General features: G+C 70.0%; 13 protein-coding genes. 9 read left to right on the forward strand and 4 right to left on the reverse strand.

All coding sequences use genetic code 11. The features are described 5' to 3' along the window. Window positions 1-22: 22 nt before the first annotated feature. The 4 genes from ABD235_RS16510 (at window position 23) to ABD235_RS16525 (ending at window position 5,272) form a co-directional block, all read left to right on the forward strand. The gene (locus ABD235_RS16510; protein ID WP_344175016.1) at window positions 23-1,459 is read left to right on the forward strand and encodes an Nramp family divalent metal transporter; all 1,437 of its coding nucleotides are present in this window, start codon (window positions 23-25) and stop codon (window positions 1,457-1,459) included. A gap of 68 nt (window positions 1,460-1,527) precedes the next feature. Next, entirely contained in the window at window positions 1,528-1,992 is a 465-nt protein-coding gene (locus ABD235_RS16515) for a hypothetical protein (protein WP_344175017.1), read from the forward strand. An 82-nt stretch (window positions 1,993-2,074) separates the two neighbouring features. Further along, window positions 2,075-4,795 (forward strand): CHAT domain-containing protein, encoded by a 2,721-nt coding sequence (locus ABD235_RS16520; RefSeq protein ID WP_344175018.1) that lies wholly within the window; start codon window positions 2,075-2,077, stop codon window positions 4,793-4,795. 18 nt (window positions 4,796-4,813) lie between these two features. Beyond that, window positions 4,814-5,272: a hypothetical protein gene (locus tag ABD235_RS16525; protein ID WP_344175019.1), complete on the forward strand. Its 459-nt coding sequence runs from the start codon at window positions 4,814-4,816 to the stop codon at window positions 5,270-5,272. Between the two features lie 110 nt (window positions 5,273-5,382). On the opposite strand, the gene ABD235_RS16530 is transcribed toward ABD235_RS16525, so the two are convergent. Beyond that, window positions 5,383-7,158 (reverse strand): acetyl/propionyl/methylcrotonyl-CoA carboxylase subunit alpha, encoded by a 1,776-nt coding sequence (locus ABD235_RS16530; protein ID WP_344175020.1) that lies wholly within the window; start codon window positions 7,156-7,158, stop codon window positions 5,383-5,385. A gap of 137 nt (window positions 7,159-7,295) precedes the next feature. On the opposite strand from ABD235_RS16530, the gene ABD235_RS16535 reads away from it, so the two are divergent. Next, entirely contained in the window at window positions 7,296-8,228 is a 933-nt protein-coding gene (locus tag ABD235_RS16535; RefSeq protein ID WP_344175021.1) for an SMP-30/gluconolactonase/LRE family protein, read from the forward strand. A 66-nt stretch (window positions 8,229-8,294) separates the two neighbouring features. Next, window positions 8,295-9,185 (forward strand): peptidylprolyl isomerase, encoded by an 891-nt coding sequence (locus tag ABD235_RS16540; protein WP_344175022.1) that lies wholly within the window; start codon window positions 8,295-8,297, stop codon window positions 9,183-9,185. 58 nt (window positions 9,186-9,243) lie between these two features. Here ABD235_RS16540 and ABD235_RS16545 read toward each other — a convergent pair whose 3' ends face one another. The 3 genes from ABD235_RS16545 to ABD235_RS16555 all read right to left on the reverse strand — a co-directional run bounded on the left by ABD235_RS16545 (window position 9,244) and on the right by ABD235_RS16555 (window position 13,300). Beyond that, window positions 9,244-10,425 carry a glycoside hydrolase family 76 protein gene (locus ABD235_RS16545; protein WP_344175023.1) on the reverse strand — a complete coding sequence of 394 codons (1,182 nt, stop codon included), beginning with the start codon at window positions 10,423-10,425 and terminating at the stop codon, window positions 9,244-9,246. Window positions 10,426-10,517: 92 nt separating this feature from the next. Then, window positions 10,518-11,687, reverse strand: a complete 1,170-nt coding sequence (locus ABD235_RS16550) for a SpoIID/LytB domain-containing protein (protein ID WP_344178673.1) — start codon at window positions 11,685-11,687, stop codon at window positions 10,518-10,520. Between the two features lie 5 nt (window positions 11,688-11,692). Continuing rightward, entirely contained in the window at window positions 11,693-13,300 is a 1,608-nt protein-coding gene (locus ABD235_RS16555; RefSeq protein ID WP_344175024.1) for an N-acetylmuramoyl-L-alanine amidase, read from the reverse strand. Between the two features lie 141 nt (window positions 13,301-13,441). Between ABD235_RS16555 and ABD235_RS16560 the strand changes: the two genes are divergently transcribed. The 3 genes from ABD235_RS16560 (at window position 13,442) to ABD235_RS16570 (ending at window position 15,246) form a co-directional block, all read left to right on the forward strand. Continuing rightward, entirely contained in the window at window positions 13,442-13,924 is a 483-nt protein-coding gene (locus ABD235_RS16560; protein WP_344175025.1) for a winged helix-turn-helix transcriptional regulator, read from the forward strand. 71 nt (window positions 13,925-13,995) lie between these two features. Next, window positions 13,996-14,832, forward strand: a complete 837-nt coding sequence (locus tag ABD235_RS16565; protein WP_344175026.1) for a hypothetical protein — start codon at window positions 13,996-13,998, stop codon at window positions 14,830-14,832. 84 nt (window positions 14,833-14,916) lie between these two features. Beyond that, on the forward strand, window positions 14,917-15,246 hold the full coding sequence (locus ABD235_RS16570) for a hydrogenase maturation nickel metallochaperone HypA/HybF (RefSeq protein ID WP_344175027.1): 330 nt from the start codon (window positions 14,917-14,919) through the stop codon (window positions 15,244-15,246). Window position 15,247: the final 1 nt, after the last annotated feature.

The following is a 15,247-nucleotide window of genomic DNA, read 5'->3' on the forward strand; positions in this document are numbered from 1 at the left end:
GTCGACCGGGAGCGAGGAGCCCATGGCAGACACCACGTCAACACCACACCGCTTCAACCTGCCCACCAAGAACCTGCCCGCGCCGCAGGTCCGGGACCTGCCGGACCCGCCGTCGAACACCTGGCGGATCGTCGGCCCGGGCATGGTCGGCGCCGGGGTCGGACTGGCCTCCGGCGAGTTCATCCTCTGGCCCTACATCTCCTCACAGGTCGGCCTGGTCTTCCTGTGGGGCGCCGTCGTCGGGGTCGGGATCCAGTGGTTCCTGAACATGGAGATCGAGCGGTACACGCTGGCCACTGGTGAGACCGCGTTGACCGGCTTCAACCGCTACGGCAAGCACTGGGGCCTGTTCTTCGCGATCATGACGTACTTCGCGAATCTCTGGCCCGGCTGGGCCACGAGCTCGGCGTCGATGCTGACGTACCTGTTCGGCGCCGGCGACCCGCGCTGGATCGCGATCGGCATCCTGGTCGTGATCGGTCTGATCCTGACCCTCGCGCCGGTGGTCTACGTGATGCTGGAACGGCTGATCTTCGTGAAGATCGCGGCGGTCGCACTGCTCGTCGTACTGGCGCTGATCTTCGCGATCCGCGCCAAGACCTACAACGCGCTCGGCGACGCCGTCACCGCGCCGGAGTTCCCGGTCGACCAGCTCGGCTTCGCGCTGATGATGGGGGCCATCGCGTACGCCGGGGCCGGCGGCGGGCAGAACCTGTGCCAGAGCAACTGGATCCGAGACAAGGGCTTCGGGATGGGCGTCCACGTGCCGCGCCTGACGTCGCCGGTGACCGGTGAGAAGCAGGCCGACCCGCACGCCAACGGCTACACGTTCCCGCCGAACGACGAGAACCTGGCCCGCTGGAAGCGCTGGTGGAAGTTCGCCAACCTCGAGCAGCTGCTGACCTTCGTGCTGATCACCGTGCTGACGATCCTGTTCACCTCGATGCTGGCGCACGCCACCTTGTTCGGCGACTCGTCGGTCAAGAACAACATCAGCTTCCTGAAGATCGAGGGCGTCAACCTGCAGTCGGCGGTCGGTGGCTGGTTCGGCTACCTGTTCTGGGCGATCGGCGCGTTCAGCCTGTTCGCGGCCGCGGCCGGCATCGTCGACTACACCTCGCGGCTGGCCTCGGACATGATCAAGGCCCGGTACCTGCGCGAGTCCACGGTGACCGAGTCCAAGCTGTACTTCTGGCTGGTCTGGGGCCTGGTTGCCTTCGGCATCATCGTGCTGCTGGCCGGGCTGGACCAGCCGCTGGTGCTGCTGGTGATCTCGGCCTGTACGGCGGGCACGATGATGTTCGTGTACTCCGGCCTGCTGTGGTGGATGAACTCGCGGGCCCTGCCCGCGCCGATCCGGATCAGCGCGGTGCGCACCGCCGTCCTGGCCTTCGCCTTCCTGGCGTTCGGGGCGCTGGCGGTGTTCACGATCATCGACCAGGTGAAGAAGAACTTCTGACCGTTTCGCGACCGGCCGTCCCCCGTGCCGCGGGGGACGGCCGGTCGCTGCACCGCTGGGGAGTGCAGGTGTTCGGACCGAAGAAAGTGAACAAGTGGGGGCTCGCGGACGCGATGGCCGCCGGGATCGCGGCCAAGCGTGACCTGACCCACCTGTACCTGATGTACGAGGCGGGCGGCACGGTGTCGATCAAGTGGGAGGCACCGAGCGGGGACCGCAAGACGCAGTACCGGATCACCGGCGGTGACGTGGCCGGCGACGCGTGCCCGCACTGCGCGGTGCTGATCGCGGTCGACCGGTTGGCGGTCGCGCTGCCGCTCGACGACGAGAGGGTCGAGCGGATCAACTACGAGTACGAGTCGACGCTTCGCAACGGCATGCTGCCCTGCCCGGCGTTCGGGCGATCGCCGGCGGTGGAGATGCCGTTCGGCCTGATGCCGCTGATGCTCGGCGGCCCGGCCTGGATGGCCGAGGTGCACGTCGGCCACGGGGATCCGCACACCTCCGCCGACTGCATGGACCACCGGGCGTGAGGTTGCGACCGAGGTGCGGCCGACGATCACGTGGGGCCGCCGGTGCAGGGCCCGGTCGGACACCTCAGCGGGAGGCCGGCCGATGAGTGACCTTCCCGGCGACGCGTACTTCCGGCGGATGCTGGTGACCTCGGCGCTGACCGAGGCCGAGCGGTTGCACGCGGCGTACGAGACCGGTGGGAACGTCGCCGACCTGGACGCCGCGGTCGCCGCCTTCGAGGAGGCACTCGGGCTGGCCGACGAGGCGGACACCCGGAGCGCGGCGCTGAACGGTCTGGGGACCGCGCTGTGGTCACGCGCCGAGCGGTCCGCGCAGGTCGAGGTCCTGGATCAGGCGATCGACGCGTTCCGGCAGGCATCGGCGGCGCTGGACCACGGCGCGGGGTTGTCCTCCATCGACCGGCTGATCCCCGCGTTCCAGTCCAATCTCGCGGGCGCACTGCGCTTCCGCTGGCGTCTGACCGGGGCCGAGCAGGACCTGGCGGAATCGATCGCCGCGGTGCGCGCCGCGCTGGCGGCAACTGACGTGGACGACCAACGACGGCCGAACCGGCTGTCCAACCTCGGCGAAGGTCTGCTGTCCCGGCACCACCAGCTCGGCGACTCGTCCGCACTCGCCGAGGCGATCGAGGTCTTCCAGGAAGCGCTCGACTCCGCCCGTCCACGCAGCGACGCCCGCGCCTTCGCCGGAGCGAACCTCGCCGAGGCCCTGCGCCGTCAGTACCTGTCGAGCCGCACGCGCGACCCGGCCGTCCTCGACCGCGCGATCGACCTGGCCCGCGCGACCCTGGCCGCGACCCCGCCGGACCGGCTGCTGCATCCCCGCTTCCAGTCCAACCTCGCCGTGCTGCTGATCACCCGGTACCACGCGACGCACAGCCCCGCGGACCTCGATGAGGCGACCACCCGCGCCGAGCAAGCCCTCGCCGCGACCCCACCAGGCCATCCGAACCGAGTCGAACGCCTGTCGGTGCTGACCGGCATCAAGCAGGCCCAGGTCGTTCGCGGTTCAGGTCTGTTGAACGCCGACCTCCGGCGTACCCCCAAGCCAACCAAACGTCTCACTCGGCGGTTCGGCCTTTCCAAACAACGTCGTCAGCTCGACGAGTTCGTCTCGGCAACGGCGGAAGCCGTGGCCGCGGGCCCGAGCGGTTACCGGCGTTCGGACGCTCTGCTCTCCCACGGCGCCGCGCTGGCGTTCCAGAGCGAACTCACCAACGACCGCAAGGCCGGAGCCGCTGCCCTAGCAGTCCTCCGGCAACTCGCGGCCGACCAGACCGCGACGGTCCACAGCCGGATCGAGGCGGCCACCCTGACCGCCTTCAGCTTGCTTGCCCAAAGCAACAACACCGACGTCGCCGGAGCCTCCGAGTCGCTCGGCCTCGCCGTCGAGCTGCTCCCCCAGACCGCGCCACGCCGACTCCCGTACGCCGACCGCGAGCACGAACTGGCCGGCTTCACCGGCCTGGCCGGCCACGCCGCCGCCTGCGAGATCGCTCTCGGCCGGCCGGACCGCGCGGTCGAGCTCCTGGAAACCGGCCGCGGCGTACTGCTCGGTCAGGCACTCGACGCCCGCACCGAGGTGACGGACCTGCACGAACGCCACCCCGAGCTCGCCGCCCGTTTCGAGCACCTGCGGACGGCGCTCGACCGGCCGGAGGGCGCGGTATTCCTCACCGCACAGACCGACGAGCCGACGCTGTCCGGCGAGGACCGGCACGCTCTCGCCGACGAGTGGGACCAGCTGATCGACACGATCCGTCACCAGAGCGGCTTCGAGGACTTCCTCCGCCCACCGAAGATCGACGAACTCCTGGCGATCGCCGGTGCTGAAGGCCCGGTCGTGATCGTCAACACCAGCGTCCTGCGCTGCGACGCGCTGATCCTCGCCGACGGCACCGTTCAGCTGGTCGAACTCCCCGAACTGCATTTCGCCGACCTGACCGACCGAGCCGAAGCGTTCCGTACGGCGATCTTGAGCAGGGACGACGAAGAGGTCCAGAAAACCCTGACCTGGTTGGGGAAAGCAGTCACTCAACCAGTCCTCGATGCTCTGGACCGTCCGGCCCGTGTGTGGTGGATTCCCACCGGCCCACTCACCACTCTGCCCTTGCACGCCGCAGGATCGCCCGATGGCCCGAGCGTTCTCGACCTCGTCATCTCCTCGTACGTGCCGACCGTCCGCAGCCTCGCCGACGCCCGCCGTACCGGCCGAGGCTCCGACCAAGCACCGCTGATCGTGAGCGTCCCCGCAGCACCCGGTACACCGCCGCTTCCGCGCGTCCGCGACGAGACAGCCGAGCTGAGCAGCCGGTTCCCCGCCGCGCGCATCCTCACCGACGATCAAGCGACCAGGCAGCGCGTCCTGGACGCCCTGCCGCAGCACCGATCGGTCCACTTCGCCTGTCACGCGGTCAGCGCGGCCGACGGCGCCGCGACCAGCCAACTCCTGCTGCACCACCACCAGTCCGATCCACTCACCGTCGCGGACCTCGCCCGGCTCAGACTCGACGACGCGGAGACCGCCTACCTGTCGGCCTGCGACACGAGCATCTCCCGCGGCGACCTCACCGACGAGGCGCTGCACATCACCGGCGCGTTCCAGATGGCCGGCTTCCGGCACGTGATCGGCACCCTCTGGTCCGTCGGCGACCAGACCGCCCGGACGGTCGCCGGCCAGTACTACTCGGCGGTGCAGACCCAGGACCCGGCGGTCGCCCTGCACACCGCCGTCCAAGCAGTCCGTACGACGTACCCGAACCGTCCGGCCGTGTGGGCGCCGTTCGTCCACGCCGGTGCCTGACAGGGGAAGATGAACTCCGTGACCGAACCCGAAGACGACGCAGCGTCCCGTCGTACCGCCGGAGAAGCGGCCGACCCGGAGCCCAGCGAGGCAGATCTGCGCGGAGCCGTCGAGCTGCTGCTCGGCGCGCTCGCGGGCTCGGCCCTGCTGCCGTTCGTGCAGGCGATGGCCACCAAGGCCGGCGAGGACGTGTACGGCAAGATCCGCGACAAGCTCTCCCGCCGGCACCGCAAGCAGGCGAAGTCGGCGCTGCGCACCAAGGGCACGGTCACCATCGCCGACGACGACGCCCGCCTGATCCTGCAGCTCCCGTCGACGATGACCGCGTCGATGGCCGCCCGCCTCGGCACCGTCCGCGTCCCGTCGCCGCACGACGGCTGGCTCCTGGTCCGCTGGGACCCCACCCACGCCGTGTGGCAGGCCCACCCCTGCGATCCGCCGGCCTCCGACGAGGTCATCGAGGTCACCACGGACTAGACACCGACGCCCACCACTGATCAACCTCGCCGATGCTCCCACGTTCGCGCTCGGCCGAGCGCGACGAACGGGGCAGGACCAGGGTTGATCAGTGGTGGGCGTCGGCCGGGTCAGTCCTTGATCTCGCAGATCGCCGCACCGGCGGCGACCGTGGCGCCGACCTCGGCGGACAACCCCGTGATCGTGCCCGCCTTGTGCGCGTTCAGCGGCTGCTCCATCTTCATCGCCTCCAGGACGACGACCAGGTCGCCCTCGGCCACCGTCGCGCCCTCCTCGACGGCGATCTTGACGATCGTGCCCTGCATCGGCGACGTCAGCGAGTCCCCGGAGGCGGCCGCCTTCCCGCTCCCGCCGGCCCGCTTGGCCGGCTTCTTCTTCGCGCCCGCACCAGCACCGGCCGCGGCCGCCGAAGCGCCGAGCCCGGCCGGCAGCACGACCTCGAGCCGCTTCCCGCCGACCTCGACGGTGACCTTCTCCCGCTCACCGTCGTCGGCGGTCCCGGCCGGGCCGTCGTACGGCGTCAGCTGGTTGTCGAACTCGGTCTCGATCCAGCGGGTGTGCACCTTGAAGCCGTCGTCCCCGACGAAGGCCGGGTCGCTGACGACGGTCGCGTGGAACGGGATCACCGTCGGCATGCCCTCGACGACGAACTCCTTCAGCGCGCGCCGCGAGCGCTCCAGCGCCTGCTTGCGGTCCCGCCCGGTGACGATCAGCTTGGCCACCAGCGAGTCGAACGACCCCGGGACCGTCTCGCCCTGGTCGTACCCGCCGTCGAGCCGGACGCCCGGTCCGGACGGCGGGTGCCAGCGGGTCAGCGTGCCCGGCGCCGGCAGGAAGCCGCGGCCGCCGTCCTCGGCGTTGATCCGGAACTCGATCGAGTGCCCGGACACGGCCGGGTCGTCGTACCCGAGCTCCTCGCCGTCGGCGATCCGGAACATCTCGCGGACCAGGTCCAGCCCGGTGACCTCCTCGGAGACCGGGTGCTCGACCTGCAGCCGGGTGTTCACCTCGAGGAACGAGATCAGCCCGTCCTGCCCGACCAGGAACTCGCAGGTGCCGGCGCCGACGTACCCGGCCTCGCGCAGGATCGCCTTGGACGACGTGTACAGCGTCTCCATCTGCGCGTCGGTGAGGAACGGCGCGGGCGCCTCCTCGACCAGTTTCTGATACCGGCGCTGCAGCGAGCAGTCCCGGGTCGACACCACGACAACGTTGCCATGGGCATCGGCCAGGCACTGGGTCTCGACGTGCCGGGGCTTGTCCAGGTACCGCTCGACGAAGCACTCGCCACGGCCGAACGCGCTGATCGCCTCGCGGGTCGCGGACTCGAACAGCTCCGGGATCTCCTCCAGCGTGCGAGCGACCTTCATCCCGCGGCCACCACCGCCGTACGCCGCCTTGATCGCGATCGGCAGCCCGTACTCTTGCGCGAACGCGACGACCTCGTCGGCGCCGGCCACCGGGTCCGGCGTGCCGGGGACCTGCGGGGCGCCGACCTTCTCGGCGATGTGCCGGGCCTTGACCTTGTCGCCGAGCGAGTCGATCGCCGACGGCGGCGGGCCGATCCAGATCAGGCCGGCGTCGATCACGGCCTGCGCGAACTCGGCGTTCTCGGCGAGGAAGCCGTAGCCCGGGTGCACCGCGTCCGCGCCGGAGCGGGCCGCGACGTCCAGGATCTTGGCGATGTTCAGGTACGAGTCGGCCGGCGTGGCGCCGTTCAGCGAGTACGCCTCGTCGGCGAGCCGGACGAACAGCGCGTCGCGGTCCGGTTCGGCGTACACGGCGACGCTGCCCAGCCCGGCGTCGGCGGCGGCGCGCACGACCCGGACGGCGATCTCGCCCCGGTTGGCGACCAGAACCTTCGTGATCTTGTTGCTGTTCGGCACAGCGCAGCTCCCTTCGGGCGTCGCCTGAGTGTAGGACGAAGTTACCGGCCGGAAGGCGAGAGTGTGGGTCACACCACGGCTTTGACCGCCGTACGATCTCGGGTGACCACGCTGTCACCCGATCGTGAGGAGTGCGGATGTCCCTGCTCGAGCCGCTGGCCGGAACTGTTCCCGCTGTCTGGGAGAAGCTCGACGATCGGTGGAACGGTCCGCTCGGGGACAAACACCTCGAGCGGCTGTGGACCGGCGGACGCTGGCTGGAGGGGCCGGTCTACTCGCCGCAGGGCCGGTACGTGCTGTTCAGCGACATCCCCAACGACCGGATCCTGCGCTGGGACGAGACGTCGTACCAGGTCTCGGCGTACCGGGAACCGGCCGGCAACACCAACGGGCACACCCGCGACCAGGAGGGCCGCCTGGTCAGCTGCGAGCACGGCCACCGCCGGGTCACCCGGACCGAGCACGACGGGTCCGTCCGGGTCCTCGCCGACGGCTACGAGGGGCACCGGCTGAACAGCCCGAACGACCTGGTGGTCCGGCCGGACGGTGCGGTCTGGTTCACCGACCCGGCGTACGGGATCGACAGCGACTACGAGGGTCACCGCGCCGAGATCGAGACCGAGGGCTGCCACGTCTACCGGATCGCTCCGGACGGCGCGATCACCAAGGTCGCCGACGACTTCAACCGGCCGAACGGGCTGGTCTTCTCCGCCGACGGCTCGAAGCTGTACGTCTCCGACACCGAGGAGGCCACCATCCGGGTCTTCGACGTGACCGACGACGGTACGGCGCTGTCCGGCGGCGAGGTCTTCGCCGAGTGCGGCAACGGCGCCTTCGACGGCATCCGCCTCGACAGCGCGGGCCGCATCTGGGGCGCGGCCGCCGACGGCGTCCACGTCTACGACCCCGACGCCACCCTCCTCGGCAAGCTGCTCGTCCCCGAGATCGTCTCCAACCTCTGCTTCGGCGGCGCCAAGCGCAACCGCCTGTTCCTGACCGCGACGACCTCCCTGTACTCCCTCTACCTCAACACCAACGGCGGTCCCGAGGCCTACGACCCGCGCGGTTGACAGGTGATTCTCAGGGTTTGGTTGTAGGTTCCCTGCAGCGTTGGCCCGTACCAGGTGAGGAGTGCGATGTCCAAGAAGACCCACGAGCAGCAGCTCGCCGCGCGCAAGGCGCAGCGGCAGGCGGAGCGGGCGGCCGAGCGGGCCAGGCAGCGGCGGATGCTCGGGATCACGATCGCGGCGATCGTGTCCGTGGTGGTGGTCATCGTCGGTGTCGTCCTGATCGCCGCGAACACCAGCGGCAAGGAGACCCCGGCCGCGGGTGACACCCCGACGAGCTCGCAGCCGACGGAGGCCGCGCCGGGCAACAAGCCGGTGTCGATCCCGACCGCGCTCGCGGCGCCGCTGAAGCGGCCGACCGCGCTGCCGGCCGAGGTGGACTGCACGTACACCAAGGGCGGTCCGGCGGCGAAGAAGGTGAACGCGCCGGCCAACGGCAAGGTCAAGGCCAGCGGTACGACGGACGTCACGCTGAAGACCACCGTCGGCGACCTCGGGCTGACCCTGGACAGCGCGCTCGCGCCCTGCACGGTGAACAGCTTCGTCAGCCTGGTCAACCAGAAGTACTTCGACAACACGATCTGCCACCGGCTCACCGTCGGCGAGGGCCTGCAGGTCCTGCAGTGCGGCGACCCGAGCGCGAGCGGCAGCGGCGGCCCGGGCTACAGCTTCAAGGACGAGGTCTTCCCCGAGCTGAAGTACGGCCGCGGCACGCTCGCGATGGCCAACTCCGGCCCGAACACCAACGGCAGCCAGTTCTTCATCGTGTACGGCGACGGCTCCGGCCTCGACCCGGCGTACACGGCCTTCGGCACGGTCGACGCCAACGGCCTGAAGGCCATCGACAAGGTCGCCAACGCCGGTGTCGCCCCGAGCGAGACCGGCCAGGGCGGCCCCGGCGACGGCAAGCCCGCCACCGAGGTCCAGATCACCGCCGCCGTCACGGCGTCGAAGAACTGACCCCGGACAGACCTCAGCCCCTGGGTCCGCCGCACGGCGGACCCAGGGGCTGTTTTCGTCAGGCCAGCTTGTCGTAGCGGCCGCGGGGCCAGGCCAGCAGGGCATCGATTTGCACCATGCCGGCTTGCTCGAGGAGCTGGACCGGGCCGTCGGCGAAGTGGAACAGGCCGGTGGCGGGGTCACGGACCTCGGACCAGGCGCGAGCGGAGTAGGCCTTCATCACCTGGGTGTAGCGCGGGTCGTGGGTGACCGAGTCCAGGATCAGCAGGTTCTTGAACCAGATCGCGTTGAAGCGGGTCGGCTGCTTCCAGAGCCGGTCCTCGCTGCCGTAGAAGGCCAGCGACGCGTTGGCCAGCGCCTTCGCCTCGTTCAGGTACCGCTTCTGGCCGGTCGCCTTGTACAGCAGGGTTCCGGCGCCGAGCATCACGCCCTGGTTGTAGCTCCACTGGGTCTTCTCGACCGTTCCGGCCAGGTCGATGTGGTCCCAGTACAGGCCGTTCGGCGCGAGCATGCAGGTCCGCGCCCACTCGTACATCTTCTGGGCCCAGGTCAGGTACGACTTGTCCCTGGTCAGCAGGAACAGGTGCGCGCCGAGCTCCGCGCCCGGACCGTTCGAGATCGTGTTGCGGTCCTGGCTCCACGGCGCCTGGGTCCAGTAGACGCCGCCCGCGCACGGGTGCGCCGGGTCGTTGTCCCAGCCGTGCACGACGAGCGCGAAGATCTCCTTCGCCCGGGCCAGCGACGAGCGGTCACCAGTCCGCTGGTAGTGCTGGATCAGGTTCAGGCCGATCCACTCGTTGTCGTCGTAGAACTTGTCACCTCCCTGACCGAGCGGCGGCCGGACGTAGGAGTCGTAGCCCTTCGGCGTCGTGCCCGCGTTCCAGTACGGCTCGTACCCGTCCAGCCGGCGCTCCGCCTCCGCGGCCGCCTTCCGGCCCGAGCCGGGGATGCCCGCGAGGTTCTCGGCCGCGACCGCGCCCTGCGAGTACGGCCAGACGTACGAGTACGGGTTCTGCTGCTCGTTCGGGTACTCCTCCAGCAGCAACCCCGGTCCGGCCGCGAAGTACTTGTTCAGTGCCTGGTACGACGTGGTGGCGCGCGCCGCGGCGCTGCCGGGATACCCCGCCGTCTGCTCGCCGGCCGGAGCAGCCTCGGCACCGGGCGCGTGCAGGGCGCCGACCACCGCCACCGCCAGCAACCCGGCAAAGGCCTTAGTTGATATACCAATTCTTCTGCGCATCGAGCACTCCTTCAGGGGCGGCTGCGACTGACATCGATGTCATGTTCTAACCGTCGCTGGAGTGCAGCGTCAAGAGTTCACCTCTTGGTATATCAACTACCGAAGACGAACCAGGCGGACTTCAGATGCAGGTTCGCCCGGACCTGATCGCCGGTGAACGCGCGCGTCCCGGCCGCGCCCGTCGCGACCACCCGCGTGACCCGGCCGCCGTCGGGCCCGAGCCCGGTCCGCCGGCTGATCGAGACGCCCTTCAGCTTGCCGACCCCGAAAGCGGCCTGCAGCTGCGCGCTGGTCCGCGTCGTCGACCAGGTGACGTTCGGGTTCTTGTTGCCCGGGTACGCGTCCCAGCTGTCCAGCTTGGCCAGCTGGTACGCGACCGTGCCGGCCGTCGTCGCGCCGCCGTTCGAGGACGAGAACTCGGCGATGATCGGCGTGTTCCGGTAGAGCCGGATCTGCCCGGCCGTGGCCGCGATCGCCGCGTTGGTCGACGCCTTCTCCGACGAGTAGCCGCCGTACACCTGGCAGGCGATGGTGTCGCACAGGTCGTAGGCCCGGCTCCCCGCACGCTTGCGGTGGTACGCCGCATAGGTGCGCGCGGCAACGGACTGGGCCTGCAACGCGGCCGGCCGCCAGCTGGTGATCGCCTCGCGCGGTACGACGCCGCGCAGGTAGGTCTCCAACGGCAGCACGTTGATCGTGTCCAGGTGCGCGCCGCCGACATCGGCCGCCCGGAGCGCTCCGCGGTACTTCGCCTGCGCCCCGCTCGGCATGACGAGCCCGATCACGGCCGGCCCCTCGAACTGCGCCATTCCGGTCAACGTCCGCCACAGCGACCAGGTCCGCTTCTTCGCGTCGAACGAACGGACCTGCGTGCCGTGCGTACCGTGCGGATCGATCGACCACTGGTTCCTGTTGCTTGCCACAGGCAACGTGTAGACCTTGTTGGTCTTCAGGTCACGCAGCTTCAGCCCGCTGACCGACATCACCCGGACGCCGTCGGTGCTGTCCGCGGTGATGCGGATCCGCACCGACCCGGTCGCCTTGCCGACCCCCGTGCCGGGGTAGTAGAAGTCGAGGATCTGCTGCACGTTCTTGCCGGCCAGGGCCGCGCCCTGTGCGCCGTACTGGGACATGCCGCGGCCGTGGCCGAAGCCGCGGCCGGTGATCGTCTGGGTCGCCTCGGCCTCGGGCGGTACGGCGCCCTCGTGCGCGACCGCGAGGCCACTGGGCAACGTCGCTGCCACGAGCGCGACGACCATCATGCGTTTCACGAGACGTAGACCTTCTGCGTGCGGGTGCTGGCGGTGAGCTTGCCGTGCTGGAACCGTTGCTGCTGGCCACCGTTGACCTGGTAGATCCCCGAGGTGGGCAGGCCGAGCCACGATCCTTCCGCGCCGAGCGAGCCGTACTTGCGGGAGATCAACCCGGCGACCGGGAACATGCCCGTCTGCGGCGACCAGTACAAGCCGCCGTTGCGGAACGTCTGCAGCCGGCTGCCCGGGACGCGGCCGTTGCGCTGCTCGGCGGTCGGCATCCCCAGGAACCCGTCCGGACCGATCCTGCGGAACTGCGCCTTGAAGCCACCGCGCACCGACCACGCGCCGGTGCGCGCCGACCAGTAGATGTCCAGGGCACCGAAGTACGTCGCCCGTCCGGTCTTCGTCGGGTGCTCGCCCCAGAACGGTTGCCCGACCGCCCGGTACCCGCCGTGCTGCTGCGCGCGCCGGTAGATCTCGGTGGACACGCTCTTGCCCATCAAGGCGTTGACCCGTTGCTTCAGCCAACCGAGTCTGGAGTACAGGTTCTTGCCGGGGCACGCGGTCGCCTTGGTGTCGCGGTGGCCCGAGACGGTGCCGAGCTTGCTGCCGTCCAGGATCACCGTGGCCAGCGGGGAGCGGTAGTTCGCGTCCAGCTTCCAGGCGACGATCCGGGCCGTCATCTCCATCATCTGCGCGGTCGGCGCGACCTTGTCGAAGTTGCCGATCAGCGAGACGCCGAAGGAGTTCGCGTTGAACGACCCGGTGTGCGCGCCGAGCACCGGCAACTGCATGCCGCCGTACCGGCCCTCCCACGCGCGGCCGAACTTGTCGACCAGGAAGTTGTAGCCGAGGTCGCACCAGCCACGGCTCTTCACGTGGTACGTGTACATGGCGCGGATCATCGCCGGGACCTGCGCGCTGGTGTAGTTGTTGGTGTCCGCGGTGTGGTGCACGAACGCGGCCTGCACAGTGCTGGTGTACTTCGGCTTCGCGCAGGCGGCGCCGTTGTGCGACCGCAGCCTCTCGTCCGCACCCCAGCCCGGCCGCCCGACGATCCGCGGCATGCCGTACGGCGCGCGGCTGCCCTCGGGCTCGATCGGCTGCTCGGGCGTGGTCGGCGGATCGTTGTCCGCGGCCCTGGTTCCGGGCTGGATCAGGATCAGCTTCGCGTCCGGCACCGGCGTACCGTCGGTGGTGGTGACCGCCGCCTCGACGCCGTCCGCCGTCCCGACCCAGATCGGCTCGGTCCCCGAGCGTTCCTTGCCCTCGGCACCGTCCGGACCGTGTTCGTCCTCGACGACCAGCCGCTCCCAGGCCGCCCACTTCCCGCTGCGTTGGACGCGGATCTTCGCCTCGATGCCGGACGAGCTCTTGCGGGCCGGCCAGGTGACGCCGACCATCCCGAAGGCTTGCGTCTGCGCCGACGCGCTCGCCACCTTCGCCCCGGTCGCCGGTCGCAAGGGCAGTTCCCGGTACGACGGCTCGACGTCGTACGCCGAGACGGGCGCGGCGTCGGCCGGGGCCGGTTCGTTCCACGGCACCTGGAGCACCGGGACGAACAGGGCAAGCCCGGTCACCGCGGTCAGGGTCAGTCGCAGGGGTGGTGTGACACGCATCGGAGAGCCTCCGGCAGTTCTGTTCGCTGATGAGCAGCTGTGACCGATTATGCGCAAACAGTGATCGGATCTCCGGGATTGCCGTCACCCTGCGTGGCGCGCCCTAAACTGGCTTCGGAAATCGAAGTGAGGGGTGTGTGGATGCGGAACCAGTTCCGGCTCGAGGATCTGTCCTGCCCGCTGTCGACGACCGCCCGGCACGTCGGCGAGTGGTGGACGCTGCTGATCCTGCACGACGCGTTCGACGGCTTCACGCGGTTCGACGAGTTCCAGCGGAACCTGAAGATCTCCTCGAGCATGCTGACCACGCGGTTGAAGACGCTGGTGGACGACGGACTGCTGGAGCGGCGGCAGTACCAGGACCGACCGCCCCGGTACGAGTACGTGCTGACCGAGCTGGGCCGGTCGCTGCGGCCGGTGATCGTCGCGCTCGCGGCCTGGGGCAACGAGCGGCTCGCCCCGGAGGAACGGACGATGATCCTGATCGACTCCGAGACCGGCGAGGAGGTCGAGCCGGTGCTGGTCGACCGCGCCACCGGACAGCCGGTGGACGGGCCACGCTACGTGTTCACCTCCGGCCCGGCGGCGAGCCCGGCGATGCGGGAGCGGTACGAGGAGCGGTGAACGCCTGTTCACGCAGGGGAATTGGACCGCTTCGGTAGGCTCGACTCAAAGCCCGTCGAGGAAGGCACGTCATGGAACTGATTCTGCTGATCGCGGTGGTCGTGATCGCAGTGCTGGCTTACCGCTCCTACCGCCGGACCCAGCTGCAGACCCAGCAGCGCGACCAGGTGACCTCGGCCGAGCTCGAGTCGGTCAAGCGCACCGCCGACGAGGACATCACCAAGTTCGGCGAGGAGCTGCAGGACCTCGACCTGGACATGGTCGGCAAGGACCTCGGCGACGGCGCCCGGCAGGACTACCAGCGCGCGCTGGACTCGTACGAGTCGGCCAAGCAGGCGGTCGAGCAGGTCACCGCGGCCGACCAGATCAAGCACGTGATCGAGATCCTCGAGGACGGCCGGTACGCGATGGCCTGCGTGCGCGCCCGGGTCAACAACGAGCCGCTCCCGCAGCGCCGCCCGTCCTGCTTCTTCAACCCGCAGCACGGCCCGTCCGTCGAGGACGTCACCTGGGCCCCGGCCGGCGGTGCCCCGCGCGAGGTCCCGGCCTGCGCCGCGGACGCCGAGCGGGTCCGCGCCGGCGCCGACCCGGACATCCGCAAGGTGATGGTCGGCCCGCAGCGCGTCCCGTACTGGCAGGCCGGACCGGCGTACGCGCCGTACGCGCAGGGCATGTTCGGTGCGCTGGGCGGCGTGATGACCGGCATGTTCATCGGCACGATGCTCGGCGGCATGTTCGCCGGGGGCGGCTACGGCGACCTGGCCGGCGGCGGCTTCGAGGGCGGCGACGGCGGTGGCTTCGACGGCGGTGACGGTGGCGACGGCGGCGGCTTCGACTTCAGCGAGGACCCGGGCGGCGGCGACATGGGCGGCGGCGACTTCGGCGACTTCGGCGGCTTCGACTTCTGAGCTCGCGACACCACGGCCCCTGGGAGCACTGCTCCCGGGGGCCGTTGTCTTGCCGTGGGTCGCGGACCCGCCTAGCGTCGAGAGATGCACGAGCTCGCCGTCACGGAGAGCGTTGTCGATGCGATCGTCGAGAAGATCGGCGACGGACCGGTCGTCGCCGTACGGCTGGAGATCGGCCGGCTGTCCGGCATCGTGGCCGACTCGGTCCGGTTCTGCTTCGAGGTGGTCGTTCAGGGCACCGGTCTGCAGGGCGCCCGGTTGGACATCGACGAGCCGCCGGGGCGGGCGTACTGTCGAGGATGCGGTGACGAGTTCGGCCTCGACGAGCCGATCCTGCTGTGCCCGTGCGGCAGTGCGGACCTCGACATCCTCAGTGGCGAGCAGCTGAGAATCATCTCGGTGGAGGTGCCCTGAC

Source organism: Kribbella lupini (genome assembly GCF_039529595.1).
GTDB lineage: Bacteria > Actinomycetota > Actinomycetes > Propionibacteriales > Kribbellaceae > Kribbella > Kribbella lupini.

What these genes read in the sequence shown, in the direction of transcription:
- ABD235_RS16560 (WP_344175025.1), top strand. Translation starts at nt 13,442, where the DNA reads ATGCGGAACCAGTTCCGGCTCGAGGATCTGTCCTGCCCGCTGTCGACG.
- ABD235_RS16545 (WP_344175023.1), bottom strand. Translation starts at nt 10,425, where the DNA reads ATGCGCAGAAGAATTGGTATATCAACTAAGGCCTTTGCCGGGTTGCTG.
- ABD235_RS16520 (WP_344175018.1), top strand. Translation starts at nt 2,075, where the DNA reads ATGAGTGACCTTCCCGGCGACGCGTACTTCCGGCGGATGCTGGTGACC.
- ABD235_RS16565 (WP_344175026.1), top strand. Translation starts at nt 13,996, where the DNA reads ATGGAACTGATTCTGCTGATCGCGGTGGTCGTGATCGCAGTGCTGGCT.
- ABD235_RS16550 (WP_344178673.1), bottom strand. Translation starts at nt 11,687, where the DNA reads ATGATGGTCGTCGCGCTCGTGGCAGCGACGTTGCCCAGTGGCCTCGCG.
- ABD235_RS16535 (WP_344175021.1), top strand. Translation starts at nt 7,296, where the DNA reads ATGTCCCTGCTCGAGCCGCTGGCCGGAACTGTTCCCGCTGTCTGGGAG.
- ABD235_RS16555 (WP_344175024.1), bottom strand. Translation starts at nt 13,300, where the DNA reads ATGCGTGTCACACCACCCCTGCGACTGACCCTGACCGCGGTGACCGGG.
- ABD235_RS16540 (WP_344175022.1), top strand. Translation starts at nt 8,295, where the DNA reads ATGTCCAAGAAGACCCACGAGCAGCAGCTCGCCGCGCGCAAGGCGCAG.
- ABD235_RS16510 (WP_344175016.1), top strand. Translation starts at nt 23, where the DNA reads ATGGCAGACACCACGTCAACACCACACCGCTTCAACCTGCCCACCAAG.
- ABD235_RS16570 (WP_344175027.1), top strand. Translation starts at nt 14,917, where the DNA reads ATGCACGAGCTCGCCGTCACGGAGAGCGTTGTCGATGCGATCGTCGAG.